The sequence below is a fragment of the Sorangium sp. So ce426 genome (assembly GCF_051475585.1).
GTDB lineage: Bacteria > Myxococcota_A > Polyangia > Polyangiales > Polyangiaceae > Sorangium > Sorangium cellulosum_B.
The window spans coordinates 9,833,188-9,850,134 of the sequence record NZ_CP150341.1 but is presented as its reverse complement, the minus strand read 5'-3'; the positions used below and the strand labels follow the sequence as shown (position 1 = coordinate 9,850,134).

General features: G+C 71.6%; 14 protein-coding genes. 5 read left to right on the top strand and 9 right to left on the bottom strand.

Annotated features, from left to right (window positions below):
- Positions 1-39 precede the first annotated feature (39 nt).
- Positions 40-1,602 (bottom strand): alkyl hydroperoxide reductase subunit F, encoded by a 1,563-nt coding sequence (ahpF, locus tag WMF44_RS36875; protein WP_437294726.1) that lies wholly within the window; start codon positions 1,600-1,602, stop codon positions 40-42.
- A gap of 95 nt (positions 1,603-1,697) precedes the next feature.
- The gene (gene ahpC, locus WMF44_RS36870) at positions 1,698-2,261 is read right to left on the bottom strand and encodes an alkyl hydroperoxide reductase subunit C (RefSeq protein ID WP_012239567.1); all 564 of its coding nucleotides are present in this window, start codon (positions 2,259-2,261) and stop codon (positions 1,698-1,700) included.
- 132 nt (positions 2,262-2,393) lie between these two features.
- On the opposite strand from ahpC, the gene WMF44_RS36865 reads away from it, so the two are divergent.
- Together WMF44_RS36865 and WMF44_RS36860 are read left to right on the top strand one after the other, a co-directional pair.
- Positions 2,394-3,359: a hydrogen peroxide-inducible genes activator gene (locus WMF44_RS36865; RefSeq protein ID WP_437294725.1), complete on the top strand. Its 966-nt coding sequence runs from the start codon at positions 2,394-2,396 to the stop codon at positions 3,357-3,359.
- A 140-nt stretch (positions 3,360-3,499) separates the two neighbouring features.
- Complete coding sequence (locus WMF44_RS36860) at positions 3,500-4,330, top strand: EI24 domain-containing protein (protein ID WP_437294724.1); 831 nt, start codon at positions 3,500-3,502, stop codon at positions 4,328-4,330.
- A gap of 58 nt (positions 4,331-4,388) precedes the next feature.
- On the opposite strand, the gene WMF44_RS36855 is transcribed toward WMF44_RS36860, so the two are convergent.
- From WMF44_RS36855 to WMF44_RS36835, 5 genes are all read right to left on the bottom strand, one after another.
- Complete coding sequence (locus WMF44_RS36855) at positions 4,389-4,979, bottom strand: Uma2 family endonuclease (protein WP_437294723.1); 591 nt, start codon at positions 4,977-4,979, stop codon at positions 4,389-4,391.
- A 142-nt stretch (positions 4,980-5,121) separates the two neighbouring features.
- Positions 5,122-7,029, bottom strand: a complete 1,908-nt coding sequence (locus WMF44_RS36850) for a PAS domain-containing protein (protein ID WP_437294722.1) — start codon at positions 7,027-7,029, stop codon at positions 5,122-5,124.
- 124 nt (positions 7,030-7,153) lie between these two features.
- Positions 7,154-7,939, bottom strand: a complete 786-nt coding sequence (locus tag WMF44_RS36845) for an ABC transporter permease (protein ID WP_437294721.1) — start codon at positions 7,937-7,939, stop codon at positions 7,154-7,156.
- Positions 7,940-7,944: 5 nt separating this feature from the next.
- Positions 7,945-8,751 carry an ABC transporter permease gene (locus WMF44_RS36840; RefSeq protein WP_437294720.1) on the bottom strand — a complete coding sequence of 269 codons (807 nt, stop codon included), beginning with the start codon at positions 8,749-8,751 and terminating at the stop codon, positions 7,945-7,947.
- The gene (locus WMF44_RS36835) at positions 8,748-9,803 is read right to left on the bottom strand and encodes an ABC transporter ATP-binding protein (protein WP_437294719.1); all 1,056 of its coding nucleotides are present in this window, start codon (positions 9,801-9,803) and stop codon (positions 8,748-8,750) included. Before WMF44_RS36835 ends, WMF44_RS36840 begins: the two co-directional genes overlap by 4 nt.
- A gap of 115 nt (positions 9,804-9,918) precedes the next feature.
- Here WMF44_RS36835 and WMF44_RS36830 point away from each other — a divergent pair, with 115 nt between their 5' ends.
- A complete protein-coding gene (locus tag WMF44_RS36830) occupies positions 9,919-12,309 on the top strand; it encodes a protein kinase domain-containing protein (RefSeq protein WP_437294718.1) in 2,391 nt (796 codons plus the stop codon).
- Positions 12,310-12,401: 92 nt separating this feature from the next.
- Here WMF44_RS36830 and WMF44_RS36825 read toward each other — a convergent pair whose 3' ends face one another.
- Positions 12,402-13,583, bottom strand: coding sequence for an FIST signal transduction protein (locus WMF44_RS36825; RefSeq protein ID WP_437294717.1), 1,182 nt, complete (start codon positions 13,581-13,583; stop codon positions 12,402-12,404).
- 133 nt (positions 13,584-13,716) lie between these two features.
- On the opposite strand from WMF44_RS36825, the gene WMF44_RS36820 reads away from it, so the two are divergent.
- Together WMF44_RS36820 and WMF44_RS36815 are read left to right on the top strand one after the other, a co-directional pair.
- Positions 13,717-14,472, top strand: coding sequence for a PP2C family protein-serine/threonine phosphatase (locus tag WMF44_RS36820; RefSeq protein WP_272104357.1), 756 nt, complete (start codon positions 13,717-13,719; stop codon positions 14,470-14,472).
- Positions 14,473-14,505: 33 nt separating this feature from the next.
- Positions 14,506-14,823 (top strand): hypothetical protein, encoded by a 318-nt coding sequence (locus WMF44_RS36815; protein ID WP_012239557.1) that lies wholly within the window; start codon positions 14,506-14,508, stop codon positions 14,821-14,823.
- A gap of 66 nt (positions 14,824-14,889) precedes the next feature.
- Here WMF44_RS36815 and WMF44_RS36810 read toward each other — a convergent pair whose 3' ends face one another.
- The gene (locus WMF44_RS36810; RefSeq protein ID WP_012239556.1) at positions 14,890-16,947 is read right to left on the bottom strand and encodes a PrkA family serine protein kinase; all 2,058 of its coding nucleotides are present in this window, start codon (positions 16,945-16,947) and stop codon (positions 14,890-14,892) included.

The window sequence follows — 16,947 nt, the reverse complement described above, 5'->3', positions numbered from 1 at the left end:
GCGGGCGGGCTCGCGCGTCGAACCTCGGCCGGAGGGCGCTCACTCCGCCGGCGCGGTGGCGCGGATGAGGTGCTCGAAGGCCCCGAGGGCGGCCTTCGCGCCGTCGCCGAGGGCGACGACGATCTGCTTGAACGGCGTTGTCGTCATGTCGCCGGCGGCGAAGAGGCCGGGCACCGACGTCTGACCGCGGTCGTTGACGACGACCTCGCCGAGGCCGTTGAGCTCCACCGTCCCCTTGATGAACCCGGTGTTGGGGAGCAGGCCGATCTGCACGAACACGCCCTCGAGCTCGATCTGGTGCTGCTCCTTCGTCTCGGTGTGCTCCCAGCGGAGCCCGACGACCTTCTGCCCGTCGCCCACCACCTCGGTCGTGCGCGCGCGCGTGACGATCTCGACGTTGGGCATGCTCTTGAGCTTGCGAACGAGGACCGCGTCGGCGCGGAGGGCGGGGGCGAGCTCGAGCAGGGTGACGTGGCCGACCACGCCCGCGAGATCGATCGCCGCCTCGACGCCGGAGTTGCCGCCGCCGATGACGGCCACTCGCTTGCCCTTGAACAGCGGCCCGTCGCAGTGCGGGCAGTACGTCACGCCCTTGGTCCGGTACTCGGCCTCGCCGGGGACGTTCATGTCGCGCCACCGGGCGCCCGTCGCCAGGACGACGCTCTTCGCGCGGAGCGTGGCGCCGCTCGCCAGGCGCAGCTCGAACGGTGAGCCGGGGGTGATCGACTCGACGCGCTCGTGCTTGAGGAGCTCCACGGGGTACGCGCGCACGTGTTGCTCGAGGGCCGCCGCGAGCTTGGGCCCGTCGGTCTCCACGACCGAGATGAGGTTCTCGATGGCGAGGGTGTCCATCACCTGCCCGCCGAAGCGCTCGGCGACGATGCCGGTGTCGAGGCCCTTGCGCGCCGCGTAGATGGCCGCCGAAGCGCCGGCGGGCCCGCCGCCGACGATGAGCATGTCGAACGGCTTGCGCTGGTCGAGCGCCTCGGCGCGCTTCTTCACGGCGGAGCCGTCGTCGAGCTTGGCGAGGATCTGCTCGATCTCCATCCGACCCTGGCCGAAGGGCTCGCCGTTCAGAAAGACGGTCGGCACGGCCATGATCTTCCGCTGCTCGACCTCGCCCTGGAAGAGGGCGCCATCGACGGCGACGTGGCGAACCCGCGGGTTCCTGGCCGCCATCAGGTTCAGCGCCTGCACGACGTCGGGGCAGTTCTGGCACGATTGAGAGAAGTAGGTCTCGAACCGGAGCTCGCCGTCGATCCGCGCGATCTGCTCGAGCGCCTCCGCGCTCACCCGCGGCGGATGGCCGCCGACGTGCAGGAGCGCGAGGATCAGCGAGGTGAGCTCGTGACCGAGCGGGAGCCCCGCGAAGATGACGCGCGGCTCCTCGCCGGGGGAGTGGATGCCGAACGACGGCGTGCGCCCTTCGCCCTCGCGCCGCTCGTGGAGCTCGACGAGGGACGAGGCGCTCGCGACGTCGCGCAGGAGCGCGCGCATCTCCTCCGACCCCTGCGAGTCGTCGACGAAGGCGGTGACCGCGACGGGACGGGTCAGCCGTCCGAGGACGTCGCGGAGCTGGGTCTTGATGGAGTCTTCGAGCATGGCTGCTTTCCTTCCGTCGAATACGAGCGGGTCACGAGGCGCGTGACGAGAGATGACGGGCGTCGCCGCGGCACGCGCGGCGACGCCCGAACGCCTCAGATCTTGCCGACGAGATCGAGCGACGGCTTGAGGGTCTTCGCGCCCTCGTCCCACTTCGCCGGGCAGACCTCGCCCGGGTGCGTGGCGACGTACTGGGCCGCCTTGACCTTGCGGAGCATCTCCGCCGCGCTGCGGCCGATGCCGAGGTCGTGGATCTCGTAGACCTTGATGACGCCGTCGGGGTTCACGAGGAACGAGCCGCGGAGCGCGAGGCCCTCCTCCTCAATGAGCACGCCGAAGTTGCGCGAGAGGGTGGCGGTCGGATCGCCGACGAGCGGGTACTTGACCTTCTTGATCGCCGCGGACGTGTCGTGCCACGCCTTGTGCGCGAAGTGCGTGTCGGTGGAGACGCCGTAGATCTCGACGCCCAGCTTCTGGAACTCGCCGTGGAGATCCGCGAGGTCCTCGAGCTCGGTCGGGCACACGAAGGTGAAGTCCGCCGGGTAGAACACGAAGAGCGACCACTTGCCGAGGACCGACTCGTGCGAGACGTCCACGAACTTCCCCTGGTGGAACGCGGTGGCCTTGAACGGTTTGATGCGGGTGTTGATGAGCGACATTCTCTTTTCCTCGTTTCGGGGCGGGGGCGTCTCGTGCCCCCGCGCCGGCGAGAGGCAACGTGGTCGTTCTGCGCCCGCGGTGCAAATCGAACGATTTTATGAAACGTTCACTTTTTGTGATACTCCTCGGCCATGGACCTCGAGCAGGTGACGCTCACGCAGCTCCGCTACGCCGTGGCGGTGGAGCAGACCCGCAGCTTCCGCACCGCGGCCGAGCGCTGCCACGTCTCGCAGTCCGGGCTCAGCATGCAGGTCCAGAAGCTCGAGGAGCTCCTGGGCGCCGTGCTGTTCGACCGCAGCAAGAAGCCCGTCCTCGTGACCGAGGAGGGGGCGCGCGCCATCGCTCAGATGCGCGAGATCCTCCGGGAGACGGAGCGGCTCGGTCAGATCGTCGCCGGCGACGACGCTCCGGCGGGGCGCTACCGGCTGGGGATCATCCCGACCCTCGCTCCCACCGTGCTGCCCCTGTTCCTCGATCCCTTCGTGAAGGCACACCCGCGCGTCGAGCTGTTCATCGAGGAGCTGAAGACCGAGGAGATCATCGAGCGGCTCGCCGCCGACACCCTCGACGCGGGGCTCGCCGCGACGCCGCTCCACGCTCCGGGGCTGAGCGAGACGCCCCTCGGGCACGAGGCGATGGTCGCCTATCTCCCCGAGGGCGACCCGCTGCTCGACCGCAAGACGGTCACGCAGGCGAACCTCAGCGATCGCGAGCTGTGGGTGCTCCCGGAGGGGCACTGCTTCCGGAGCCAGGTGCTCTCGTATTGCAGGAGCGGTCAGGCGAGGCCCCCGCGCGGCGTTCAGCTCGAGAGCGGCAGCTTCGAGACGTTGATCGGCCTCGTCGACACCGGGCTCGGGGCGACGGTGCTGCCCGCGCTCGTGGCGCAAGGGCTGCCCCCGGACAAGCGCCGCGCCCGCGTGCGGCCCCTCTCCCGGCCGATCCCGCTCCGGGAGATCGGGCTCGTCACGTCGCGGACCCAGCTGCGCAGGCGCGTCACCGAGTCGCTCGCGGCCGCGATCCGCGAGCACCTCGGCCGCGCCCTCGGGCCCTCGCCCCCGGGCGGGAGCGTGCTCGATCCGCTGCTCCCCGAGGGCTGACGAGGCAGGCTCGGAGGTCATCGACGCATCGACGATGAAGCTGCCTTCGCCGCACAGCCGGCGGGAGCTCGTCCAGCGGCGGACGCCGGCGCGCGGAAGGTGTTGACCGGACGCACGACCGCTGGGACGTTCGTGGCCGGATGATCCTCCCCGATGCTCCCCGCGGCTCTCCCACGGCGCTCGCGCAGCGCCCGACCGCGGGGCTCGTGCCGCTCGAACGCCCCGGCTTCGGCGCGGGCCTCAAGGCCCTGCTGGGCGGCTACGGTTACCTCTTTCGCACGCCGGACCTCTGGCCGCTCGCGCTCGTCCCCACGGGCATCGCGCTGGTGCTCATGGTCGTGCTCTCCATCGCCGGCGTGGAGCTCGCGCCTTCGCTCGTCGAGCTGATCGTGAGGGAGCCGGGGACGGGGTGGCCCTGGACCGTGCTCATGGCCGTGCTGCGGATCCTCTCGCTCGCGGTGGTGCTCGTGGCCGCCCTCGTCGTCTCGTTCGGGCTCGCGAAGCCGCTCTCGGGGACCGCGCTGGAGCGGATGGTGCGCAGGGCCGAGGCCGATCTCGGGGCGCCCCCGTGGCCGGAGGTCGGGTTCTTCGCGGACATGTGGCGCGCGCTGCAGTCGTCGCTCGTGGCGCTCGCCGTCACGCTCCCGATCCTCCTCGTCCTCGGCCTGGTGGGTCTCCTCTTCGCGCCGGCGAGCGTCGTCGTCGTCCCGCTCCAGCTCGCGGTGACGGCGCTCGCGGGGGCGTGGGACCTCTGCGACTGCCCGCTGTCGATCCGCGGCGTGCCGGTGGCAGAGCGGATCGATTTCGTGCGCCGGAACCTCGCCGCGGTGATGGGCTTCGGCTTCGGCCTCGCGCTGCTCTCGTTCCTGCCTTGCGCGCTGCTCATCGTGCTCCCGGCCGGCGTCCTCGGGGCGGCGCGGCTCGTCGTCACGCTGGAGCGCTGGGAGGCCGCCAAGCGAGCAGCGCGCTGAGCTCGGGCTGCCCGCTGCCCGGGCCGCGGCGCCGGGAACTGGACGGCACGGCGGTCTGCTACGTCGCCCAGAGCACCGAAAGATCCAGCTCGACGGCCTCGAAGGGCGCGACGCGCACGCGCGCAGTGTCGTGGTGGACGGCGGCGGCCCCAAAGCCCCGGCCCGAGACGAGCGAGAAGACCTCCAACGTCCGTGCGATCGGGTCGACCAGCCAGGCGTGACGCACGCCCTCGCGCGCGTAGATCGGCATCTTCTCGTCACGGTCGACAGACGCCGTCGACGGGCTCAGGACCTCGCAGATCCAGTCCGGAGCGAGGGCGAAGTAGGCCGTCTGGGGCAGCTCGGGCATGCGCTCGCGGCGCCAGCCGGCAAGGTCGGGCACGAGCGCGTCGATCTCGCCCGGCGCGTCCGGGTCGGGGAAGTGCAGCTCCGGCTCGTCCAGGATCCACCAGCCGCCTGGCCCACCATCGCCGAGGCCGAAGGGGCCGCCGATCTTGATCCCCAGGACCGAGCTCGTGTTCGCGTGGCGCGGCGCCGGGCGGGGCAGGACGTGGAGCACACCCCTGATGAGCTCCGCCACTTTGTTGGGCGGGACGGCCTCGAGCTCGGCGTACGTGGCGCGGCGCTGCTTCGCGGCGGGCTGACCCATGGGCGAAGCCTGCACGGCGGTGGGCGGCGGGGCAAGGCAGCGAGGAGCAGGGCCAGGTCGGCGCGCCGGTCCAGGCGCTCCTCGGCGCAGGGCCACGCCGGCGACCGCCACGACGAGCCCGAGCGCGACGCCGCGCTTCCGATCACCCGTCGCGCGGGGCGCGCGTCCCCTCCGCGTCGTCCGCGCGCTCGCGCCCCGCCCTGCGCTTGCGCCGCCGCTTGACCGACACCCCGCTCGACTGCATCGCGAAGAGGAGCGCCTCCCGGAGGTTCGAGAGCGTCTTGATGTTCGACAGATCGAGCCCCAGCGACACCACCGTCTGCGCCACCTCGGGCCGGATGCCGACGACGATGCCCTGCGCCCCGAGCAGCGCCACGGCGTCGATGAGCCTCAGCACGTGATCGGCCGTGGCCGCGTCCACCGCGCTCACCCCGGTCAGATCGATGATCGCGTGACGGCAGCGGGTCCGCGCCACGGCCTCGAGCAGCACCTCCATCATCTGCTGGGCGCGCTCCTCGTCGAGGACGCCGAGCACCGGCATCGTCAGCACCCCCCTCCAGACCTCGATGATCGGCGTCGACAGCGCCCGGATCGCCTCCTGCTGCTGCTCGATGATCGCGAGCCGCTCGTTCAGCACGGCCTGCTGGCGCTTCTTCTCGGTGATGTCCGTCGCGCCGCCCGCCATCTGGAACGGCACGCCCTTGTCGTCCCACTCGGCCATGCCGCGGGCGAACACGTCGCGGTACTCGCCGTCCTCGCGCCGCAGCCGGTACTCCGCCTCGAACGGCCGCCGCTCCTCGAGGTGAGCCCTCAGCGCGGCCTGCACCGCCCCCTTGTCGTCGGGGTGCACGCGCTCGAAGAAGCTCGCGAACGTCCCGCCCCACGCCTCGCGGCGGACGCCGAGCATCTGGAGCATGCGATCGCTCCACTCCACCGTGTCCTCGCGGATGTTCCAGAACCAGACGCCCTCGTTCGACGCCTCCGCGCAGAGCCGGTAGCGCGCCTCGCTCCTCCGGAGGGCGGCCTCGGCGCGGCGCAGCTCGGCCACGTCGGTGGTGCCGCCGATCCACCGGAAGATGTTCCCCGCGGCGTCGCGCTGCGGCAGCGCGCTGACCACGTGCTCGCGGTACGTCTGATCGCTCGCCCGCTTCAGGCGGAACTCCGTGTTGTACGGCTCGCCCGTCGTGAGGCTCCGCGTCCACGCCGCCACCGTCTTCGGGACGTCGTCCGGGTGCAGCACCGCGAGCCAGCCCTCGCCGATCATCTGCTCCTCCGTGCGGTCGAAATAGTCGAGGACCGCCCGGTTCACGAAGTTCAGCTGGCCGTCCGGGCGCGCGGTCCACACCTGGAGGGGCATCGCGTTCCCGAAGAACCGGAGCTGCGCGTCCAGGTCGCTGAGCGGCGCGTCCAGCAGCCCAGCCCCGCTCGCCGGGCCGCCGGCCCCGCGCACCCGGCTCGGCGGCGGCGCGTCCCGCCCGTCCGGCTCCTCCGCCTCCTCCTGCCCGGCCCAGGAGGCGTCCCCGAGCGCGCGGAGGAGCGGCTCCTCCAGGTCGAGCGTGCGCTCCGCGCGGCTCTCCGCGATCCGCGCGCGCACGAGGCGGAGCAGCTCCCTCCGCACCTCCTCCTCGATCCGGCCGCGCAGGTAGTCCTTCGCGGAGGCCCGCGACTCGGCGAACCGCACCGACTCCGCCGGCAGCTCCGCGACGTCCAGGAAGATCCCGAGCGGCGCGCAGGGCCTCGGCGTGATGCGCAGCGCGAGGGTCGCGTCGAGCCGGTGCTCCTTCGCCTCTCCCTCCGCGTCGACCCGCACCGTCACGGCGTGCGGGATCGCGACATCGAACGCGCCGCTCATGCTCCGCGTCGCCGCCGGCTCGCCGACCTCGAAGTCCATCGTGAGCCGCGACGGCCTGCCGAGGACCTCGAGCTCCCGCTCCGCGCGGCGCCCGACCGGGAGGAGGGCGATCACCTGGCGGCGTATCACGTCCTCGGTCATCGCGAGATCGACGATGCTCCGACCCAACTCCTCGAGCGTCAGCCCTCCGTCCTTCACCGCGTCTCCTTCCCGATCCTTCCCGATTCCGCTCTCCCCCCGTGTCCGTTAGCCCTCCTCGCGCCCGGAGGGCAATCGTGTGACGTTAACGCACCGCGCCGCTCGCCGGAAGCCCTCGCGAGGCTCAGCTCGACGCCGACGTATACCGGCCGATCGCCCGCTTCCACACGCCGCGCGCGACGGCGCCGAACGCGAGCGCGCCGAGCGCCGCGGCGGCGGCCGTGCGCGGGGCGATGGTGCCGAGCATCGCCTCCGCCGGGTACGTGGTCATCAGCCCGAGCGGGACGATCACGGTGAAGACGACGCGCCAGAAGCCGCTGAAGATCGTGACCGGCCAGCGCGCGAAATCGAAGATGGAGTTGAAGAGGTAGGCCAGGTTGTCGAGGCGCACGACCCAGAACGCGGCCGAGATGACCAGGATGCAGATGGAGTAGAGCACCAGCGTCGCCGTCACGAGCAGGCAGAGCGCGAGCGCGACGTGGGCAGGCGCGGGGGCGCGCCCCATCTGGGCGAACGCGTAGGCGAAGATCGCCACCGCGGCCGCGGCGTCCACGACCTTGCGGATCTCGAACCGGGCCGTGGAGACGAGGAACTGCGCGTCGGCCGGCTTGAGCAGCGTGAAGTCGAGCGTGCCCTTCCGGATCTGGTCGACAACGCTGATGAGCGACGGGTTCACGGCCCCCTCGAGGATGCCCTTCAGCAGCGTGAACCACCCGACGACGACGAGCGCCCGCTCGTACGTCCAGCCCTGCACCGGCGGCCGGGCCGCGAGCGCGATGTGGAGCGGGACCAGCCCGACCACCGTCCACACGACGGTCATCACCGCGCCGAGGAGGAACTCCCACCGGTACTGCATCCCGAGCGCGATCGACACGCGCAGCTGCGTCGCGAGCAACCGGAGGTAACGCACGCCGCTCACCCGCCGAACGCCGAGAACCGCCGGACCCCCGCGCGCCACGCGACGAGCGCGGCGGCGGCGGACGCGGCGGCGAAGGCCCACTGCACAGCGAGCTCGGTGAGCGCGCGGCCCGGGTCGAGCAGGCCGGTGATGAGCTCGACAGGGAACGCGAGGCTGTAACGGAACGGCAGCACCCGCGCGAGATCGGCGAGCCACGAGGGGAACAGCTCGATCGGGACGAGGTAGCCGGCGAGGACCATGAAGGCCGCGAGGTAGACCTCGAACACAGCGGTCGAGCTGTCGATGACGAACGCCAGCGAGCCGATCAGCGCCATGGTGAAGAAGTTGATCGCCCAGGCGCCGACGAGGGAGAGGACCCAGAGCCCGAGCTCGATGGCCGTCGGCTGGAACCGCTCTCCCGACGTCGTGACGAGCGCGACGACCGCGATGGGCAGGCAGAGCGCCGCCCGGAGCGGCAGCGCGGCGAGGTTCTCGGCGGCGTACGAGAAGAGCGGGTGGATCGGCCGGAGCAGGCGCTGCGAGAGGGCGCCGCTCTTGATGTCCATGTTCATCTCCCAGACGAGCCACGAGCCGGTCAGCTGCCGGACGATGAGGATGGCCAGGAAGTACGCGGAGAAATCGCTCGCCCCGAAGCGGCCGACCGGCGCGCTCGCGGCCACCGCCGACCAGAGCGCGAGGCTCACGAGCGGCATCGTCGTCGTGAGCATCCAGATCAGCATCTCGGCCCGGTACGCGAGCGCGGCCGCGATCCCGACGCGGAGCAGCGTCGGGAACGCCCGGGCGGCCCGAGCGAGCCCGCTCACGACGCGGCCCCGCCCGTCGAGCCGGGCGGCCCGCCCTCCGGCGCGCTTTCCGGCTCCGCCGAGGGCTCCGCGCCCGAAAAGAGCTCGCGCATCACCTCCTCCAGGGGAGGATCCTCGACCGTGAGATCCGAGATGTCGGTGTGGCCGAGCAGCCAGGACATGGCCTCGCGCAGCTCCGCCTGCGGCACCTGCAGCACCGCGTGGCCGGGATCGAGCGAGAGGACGGCGCCCACCCGCTCGAGGAGCGCCTGGTCGACCGGATTCTTGAAGTGCAGCGCGATCCGCTTGTGGGGCCGCATGCTGCGGACGAGCGCCGCGAGGTCGCCGTCGTAGCGCAGCCTGCCCTTGTCGATGACGATGACCCGCGGACAGAGCGCCGCCACGTCGTCCATGTAATGAGACGTGAGCACGATCGTCGCCCGCCGCCGCTCGTTGTAGCGGCGGATGAACTCGCGGACGCCGAGCTGCATGGCCACGTCGAGCCCGATCGTCGGCTCGTCGAGGAACAGGATCTCCGGCCGGTGCAGCAGGGCCGCGGCCAGCTCGCACTTCATGCGCTCGCCGAGCGAGAGCTGCCGCGTCGGCTTCGTCGCGATCTCGGCGATGCCGAGGAGGTCTTCCAGCTCACCGAGGGTCTCCTTGAAATCCGCGTCGCCGATCCCATAGATCGCTCGGTTCACCGCGAAGGTCTCGGCGGGCGGGAGGTCCCAGAGCAGCTGCTGCTTTTGCCCCATCACGAGGGTGATCCGCTTGAGGAAATCGGGCTCACGGTGCCGCGGGACGAAGCCGGCGACCTCGACCTTGCCGCCCGACGGGTGGAGGAGCCCGGAGAGCACCTTGAGCGTCGTCGTCTTCCCGGCGCCGTTCGGGCCGAGGAAGCCGACCCGCTCGCCGGGCGCGATCGAGAACGAGAGGTCCTCGACGGCGTGGACGACCTTGGTGCGGCGCCGGAAGAGCGAGCGCACGGTGGCCGAGAAGCCGGCGGCGCGCTCGTGGACCTGGTACGTCTTGGAGAGCGACTCCACCACGATGGAGCTCGACGCCTCGGCCATGGGCGGCGGAGACTAGCACCTCCGTGCTGGGGCTCCCGTGACGGTCGGCGCTCGACCGGCCGATCCCGTGGGCTAATCTCGTGACGCGGGGGGCAACGGCCGCCGGAATTCCCCTATGCCGCAGAGCTTCAAGGACGACACGATCCACGATCTTCCGCTCGCGGCGAGCGGCGCGCGGCAAGCGGCCGACCCCGCGGACGCCGTCGCGACCGGCCCGCGGCAGGTCCTCGCAGGCCGGTACGAGCTCCTCGGGCTGGTCGGCATCGGCGGGATGGGCAGCGTGTACCGCGCCCGCGACCTGGAGCTCGAGGAGCTCGTCGCGGTCAAGGTGCTGCGCCGGGAGCTCAGCGTCGCGCCCGAGGTGACCGAACGGTTCCGGCGCGAGGTGCGGCTCTCGCGCAAGGTCACGCACCCGAACGTGGCGCGGGTCTTCGACATCGGCGAGCACGACGGCGACCGGTTCCTGACGATGGAGTTCGTCGACGGCGAGCCGCTCGCCGCGCTGCTCGCGCGCGAGCGGCGGCTCGGCGTGACCCGCGCGCTGGACGTCGTGGAGGGCGTCTGCGCGGGCCTCCACGCCGCGCACCGGGCCGGCGTCATCCACCGGGACCTCAAGCCGGACAACGTGCTGCTCGGGCGCGACGGGCGCGTCGTGCTGACCGACTTCGGGATCGCGCGCGCGGTCGCGAGCGGCGAGGCGGGCAAGACGCTGGGCGCGGTCATGGGGACGCCGGCGTACATGGCGCCCGAGCAGGTGCAGGGCGCCGACGACGTCGACGCGCGCGCCGACCTCTACGCCCTCGGGGCGATGCTCTTCGAGATGCTCACGGGCGAGCGCGCGTGGCAGGGCGACGCGCCGCTCGCCGTCGCCGCGGCGCGGCTCTTCGCCGACCCGCCGGATCCGCGGCTCCGGCGCCCTGACCTGCCCGACGCGCTCGCGCGCGTGGTGCTCCGCTGCATGGCGCGCGAGCGCGGCGACCGGTATCCGTCCGTCGAGAGCGTCGTGCACGACCTCTCCTCGCTCACCCGCCCGGCCACGGTGACGCCGCCGGCGTTCACGCCGCCGCAGGAGCGGACGGCGGTCTCCGGGGTGACCCCGGGGGCGGGGGCCGAGCACGGCGGCAAGAGCGTCGTGGTCCTGCCGTTCGCGAACCAGGGACCTGCGTCGGACGCGTACCTGGCCGAGGAGCTGACGGACGATCTCGTCGACACGCTCTCCATGACGCCGGGCCTCCGGGTGAGGCCGCGCGGGGCGCTCGGGCGGCGCCCGTCCTCCGAGCTCGATCCGCGCGAGGTCGGGCGTGAGCTCGGGGTGCAGGTGGTCGTCGGGGGCTCGGTGCGGCGGCGCGACGGCACGGTGCGGATCAGCGCGCGGCTCATCAGCGTCGCCGACGGGTTCCAGCTGTGGGCGAAGCGCTTCGATCGCCCCGAGGCGGAGGTGCTGCGGATCAACGACGAGGTGGCCGAGGCGGTCGCGGGGGCGCTGACGCTCGACGGGGCCGCGCCGAGCCGCACGTCGCCGAGCGATCCCGTCGCGCTCGACCTGTTCCTGCGCGGGCGCCACGAGTACCGCAGGTTCTGGCCGGAGCACCAGGAGCGGGCGATCGCGCTGTTCGAGCAGGCGCTCTCGCGCGCGCCCGAGGATCCGATGATCCTGTCGGCCTACGCGCTCGCGCGCTCCCGCTTCTGGTTCTTCACGGACCGCGGCGGGGAGCTGGCCACGGAGGCGGCGTCGCGCGCCGTCGCGGCGGCGCCCGGGCTGCCGGACGCGCGGCTCGCGATGGCGTCGGTGCGGTTCCAGCGCCTCGACGTGGTCGGCGCGATGCGGGAGCTCAAGGCGGCGCTCGCGTGCCGCTCGGGCAACGCCGAGGCGGAGGGCCTCATCGGCCACATCCTGCTCGAGTGCGGCGCCTTCGAGGAGGGCGCGCGGCGCGCGCGGTCCGCGCTGGCGCGCGATCCCGAGGTGGTGCTGGCGGCGCAGGCGCTGGCGCGCGCGTACACGCTGCTGGACAGGTGGTCGGAGGCCGACGACATGATCCAGGCGCATCCGATGGTGGGGAGCGGATCGGGCTACACCGTCCTGCGGATGCGCCGCGTGCTCTGGCAGCGCGACCCGGAGGTGGTCGAGAAGCTCTCTCAGAGGCGGGTGAGCGAGGCCTTCCCGGACCTCCCCACGCCGTTCGCGCAGGTGATCGATGACCTCATGGAGGGGCGGCTCTCGGACGTCCGGCCCGTGCAGGTCGAGGGGGAGCGCCCGCCCGTCACGGCGCTGCGGCGCACGTCGTTCATCCGGCAGCTCCAGGCGGAGTTCGCGGCCTTCCTCGGCAAGCGAGAGCTCGCGCTGGACGCGCTCGAGCTCTCGCTGGCCGACGGCCTGTTCGACCTGATCTGGCTCGAGCGCTGTCCCGTCCTCGAGCCCCTGCGCGACGAGCCGCGGTATGCGGCCGTCCACGCGGCGGTGCAGCGGCGGGCCTCCGCGGTGGTCGCGGTCTACCGCGAGCGCTGAGGCGAGGCGCTCGGCTCGGCGCGCGGAAGAGCGCTCGGCTCGGCTCGGCGCGCGGAAGAGCGCTCGGCTCGGCTCGGCGCGGGAAGAAGCGCTCAGCTCGGCGCGCGGAAGAGCGCGAGCACGCCGGTGTAGAGGGCGAGCCTTGCCTGGCCCCGGGCCCAGGGGGCGATCTCGAAGCTCGAGTGCATGCCGGCGATCGGGAGGTCGGCGAAGCGCTGGCGCAGGATGCGCGCCTCGACGTCGGGCGTCCCGTACAGGCCCTGGCCGCGCCCGGCGCAGGTCAGGTAGAGCGCGAAGCGGGGGGCCGACCCGAGCGCGCTCCGGGACACCTGCCGGGCGATCCCCTCGAGCCCGGCGCGGCCGATGGCGGCGTCGCGCACCGCGAAGGCGAGGCGCGCGCCGGGCCTCGCTTCGTCGCCGAGCAGGAGCCCCCGCCGCGACGGATCGATGCCGCGGACCGGCCGCAGCACGTAACGCACGGAATCCGGCGCCTCCGCCTCGGCGTCGCCGCGGTCGGCGCCCGGCGCGCCCGGTGGATCGAGCGGCGGGTCGGCCAGCGCGGCGAGGATGAGCTGCTGCGCGCTGGGCGGCTCGCCGAGCGTGGCGGTCGCGGCGGAGAGCAGGTCGAGCGCCGGCCGCCCGCCGGCGCGGAGCACGACGCCGCCGCTCGCCTCGTCGATGCGGTGGAAGCCGGAGAGCAGCCTGGCGGCGGGCGAGGCGTCGACGAGCGGCGGGGCGAACCCGGTGATGGCGAGGCCCGTCGCCGGGCCCTCGATGAGCTCGCCCTGCGACGTCACGCCGATGGCGGAGCCGGAGGCCGTCCCGGCGCCGAAGAGGCACGCGTTCGGCGCGGACAAGGCGAGCGCCTCGAGCCGCTCGGGCGCGAACGCCCCGGGCCGGGCGAAGAGGATGGCCGTCGCGGAGCGCTGGCCGACGGTGCGGGCGAGCGCCTCGCGCAGGAGGCGGCTCGGCTCCTCGGCGCGCTCCGGCAGCGCGAAGGGGGTGACCTGCCCGCCGGACCACAGCACGCCGCTCGCGCCGGTGTCCCCCTCGATCTCGCCGCGCTCGCTGAGCACGCCCGCGGCCGGCACGACGCAGGCGGGGACGCCGCGCCAGGCGCCGCGGACGAGCTCGGCGATGCCCGACGCGCGCTGGGCGAGCTGTCCGGAGACGAAGACGACCCCGCCCGACGGCGACGGGACCGCGCTGCGCAGGTCCGCCAGGTGCTGGAGAAGGCCGTCCGGCCCACAGGTCGCGGAGAAGCTTCGTGCCATGGCTGGCTCGCCCATCCTAACCGAGCCTCCGCCCACTCGACAGGCCCCACCCAAGAAGTTTATCGTGCGACAGTCGCGCCGGCGCCTCGGGGATTTCCTCACGGGACGGCGAGCGAAGGACCGGGCAAGCTCGATGAGGATCCAATCATTTGGCCGCACCGATGTCGGGCGCCACCGGCGCGCCAATGAGGATGCGTTCTTCCGGGACGACGAGCTGCGCCTCTACATCGTCGCGGACGGCATGGGCGGGCACGCGGCCGGCGAGGTCGCGAGCGCCGAGGCGGTCGAGACGATCTACGGCATGGTGAAGCGGGGCCTGCCCGCCATCGGCGATCCGAACGAGCCGCTGACGCAGCCCAAGGCGCGCGCCGTGCTGCGCATCCTCGAGGGCGCGATCCAGGCGGCGACGTACATGGTCTTCGCGATCGCCGAGCTCGATCGCGACAAGAGCGGCATGGGCACGACGATCAGCGCGGCGCTCATCGTCGGCGGCGCGCTCGTGACCGGCCAGGTGGGCGACAGCCGCATCTACCAGGTCCGCAACGGGACCGCGGTGCAGATGACCGAGGATCACACGCTGATCGCGTGGCAGATCAAGAACGGCCTCATCTCCGTGGACGAGGCCAAGAGCTCGCCCCACCGCAACGTGATCACGCGCGCGGTCGGCAACCGGGACTACGTCGAGGTCGACACCTCGATCGTCGCCGTGGAGGAGGGCGATCGCTACCTGCTCTGCTCCGACGGGCTGCACGGGTACCTCCACGCCGAGGAGGAGGTCGCGAGCATCGCCTCGAAGGGCGGCGACGTGGCGGTCGACCTCTTCATCGACCTCGCGAATCGGCGCGGGGGGCGGGACAACATCACCGCGGTGCTGGTCGAGGTGGGCTGACGCGCCCGCGCCAAAGTCGGCTACGCTGCCCGCATGGCGCTGAAGGACAGACTGGTCACCGAGGGCATGAGGCTCGCCGCGAACCCGAACGTGGCGAAGCTGATGCAGGACGAGCGGTTCATGCGGCTGTTCATGACGGCGATGAGCGTGCCCGGCCGGGTCTCCTCGTTCACCGCGGAGCAGAAGGAGACGTTCGCCAAGGCGATGGGCCTCGCGTCTGTCGAGGAGGTCCGCGACCTCAAGCGCACGGTGGCCTCGCTGGAGCGCGAGGTAGCGACGCTCGAGCGCGAGATCGCGAAGCTCCGGCGGGACGGGGAGCGCGAGCTCGCGAAGGTCAGGCGCGAAGGCTGAGCTTGTAGGGCGAGGGCGAGCGGCGCGGCGCGCGCTGCAGAAGCGCCGCCGCGCCCCCGCGACGGGTCACTTCGTGTCGCCGCGCGCGTAGATGCTGGCGACGTAGTCGAGCACGTCGCGCGCCGAGACCTCGTTGTACCCGAAGTACTTGATCATCCGGGTCTTGATGATGTCGATCTTCTCCTGCGTCTCCTTGTCGATGACGCTCGACACGAGGGTCTGGAGCTTGATCGCGTCCTTCTGATCCTCGAACAGCTTGAGCTCGAGGGCGCGGCGCAGCCGGTCGTTCGTGTGCCACTCGAACTTCTTGCCGTCGACCGCGAGCGCGCCGATGTAGTTCATGATCTCGCGGCGGAAGTCGTCCTTGCGGTTCTCGGGGATGTCGATCTTCTCCTCGATCGAGCGCATCAGCCGCTCGTCGGGCTCGACGTCCTCGCGGGTGAAGCGGTCCTTCACCTTCTCCTTCAGGGTGTAGGCCTTGATCGAGTCGATGTAGTTCGCCGCGAGCTTCTGGATCGCGTCCTCGTCGGCGCTGATCGCCCGCTGCACCTCGTTCTTGACGATCTCCTCGTACTCGCGCTTCACCATGCCGATGCACTCGGTGTAGCGCTTGCGCTGCTCGTCGTTCGTGATGAGCGAGTGGTGCCGGAGGCCCTTCTCGAGCTCGCTCATGACCATGAAGGGGTTGATCGTCCCCTCGCCGAGGTCGTTGACGAGCGCGTTCGAGATCTTGTCCTGCACGTAGCGGGGGCTGATGCCCTCCATGCCCTCGCGCGACGCCTCCTTGCGGAGCTCCTTCACGGTGTCCTGCGTGTAGCCGGGCAGGACCTTGCCGTCGTAGAGCTTCATCTTCTGGACGAGCGACAGGTTGTGCTTCTTCGGGTCCTCGAGCCGGGTGAGCGCGGCCCACATCGCGGCGACCTCGAGCGTGTGCGGGGCGATGTGCTTGCCGCGGATCTTCTCCTTGTTGAAGTCCTTCTCGTAGATCCGGATCTCCTCCGACACCTTCGTGATGTACGGGATGTCGATCTTGATCGTGCGGTCGCGGAGGGCCTCCATGAACTCGTTGTTCAGGAGCTTCTTGTACTCGGCCTCGTTGGTGTGGCCGATGATGACCTCGTCGACGTCCGTCTGGGCGAACTTCTTCGGCTTGATCTTGTGCTCCTGCGACGCGCCGAGCAGGTCGTAGAGGAACGCGACGTCGAGCTTCAGCACCTCGATGAACTCGACGATGCCGCGGTTCGCGATGTTGAACTCGCCGTCGAAGTTGAAGGCGCGCGGGTCCGAGTCCGAGCCGTACTCGGCGATCTTGCGGTAGTTGATGTCGCCGGTGAGCTCGGTCGAGTCCTGGTTCTTCTCGTCCTTCGGCTGGAAGGTGCCGATGCCGACGCGGTCCTTCTCGCTGAGCACGAGGCGGCGCACGCGCACGTGCTGCATCACCTTCGACCAGTCGCCGCCGTACTTGTCCATCAGGCGGTTGAAGATGAAGCGGCACGCGGGGTCGAGGTCGCCCTCGGTGCGGACGTGGTGCTGCGCGCTCGAGAGGCCGAGCTCGCGGAACGCGCGGTCGCGCCACGCCGGCGGGACGAGGCGCAGCGGCTCCTCGTGCATCGGGCACTTGAAGCGGGCGCTCTCCGTCCCGGCCATGCCGACGTCGTCGAGGTTCACCCAGTCGAACGTGTAGAGCGCGCCGTCGGGGGTCGTCGAGTAGTGCTCGATGCCCTTCTTGAGGAGCCGGGCGATCGTCGACTTCGACGAGCCGACCGGGCCGTGCAGCAGGATGACGCGCTTCTCCGGGCCGTACCCCTCGGAGGCCGCCCGGAGCACGTGGACGAGCCGCATGAGCGGGATGTCGAGCCCGTACACGGCGTCGGCGCCGCCGTGCATCTCGTCCTTGAAGAAGTTGTACCGGATGAGCTTCTTCTTGTTGTCCGTGTACTCCTCGATGCCGTAGCGGATGATCATGTCGTACGCCCGCTGGAACGCGTTGCGCGTCACCTGCGGGTTCTGGCGCACGATCTGGAGGTACTCTTCGAACGTGCCCTCCCACGCGAGATCGCGGTAGAGCGCGAAGTCCTGCATCGCCGCGATCTTCTCAACCATCCCTGTCCGCAACTCGCCCAT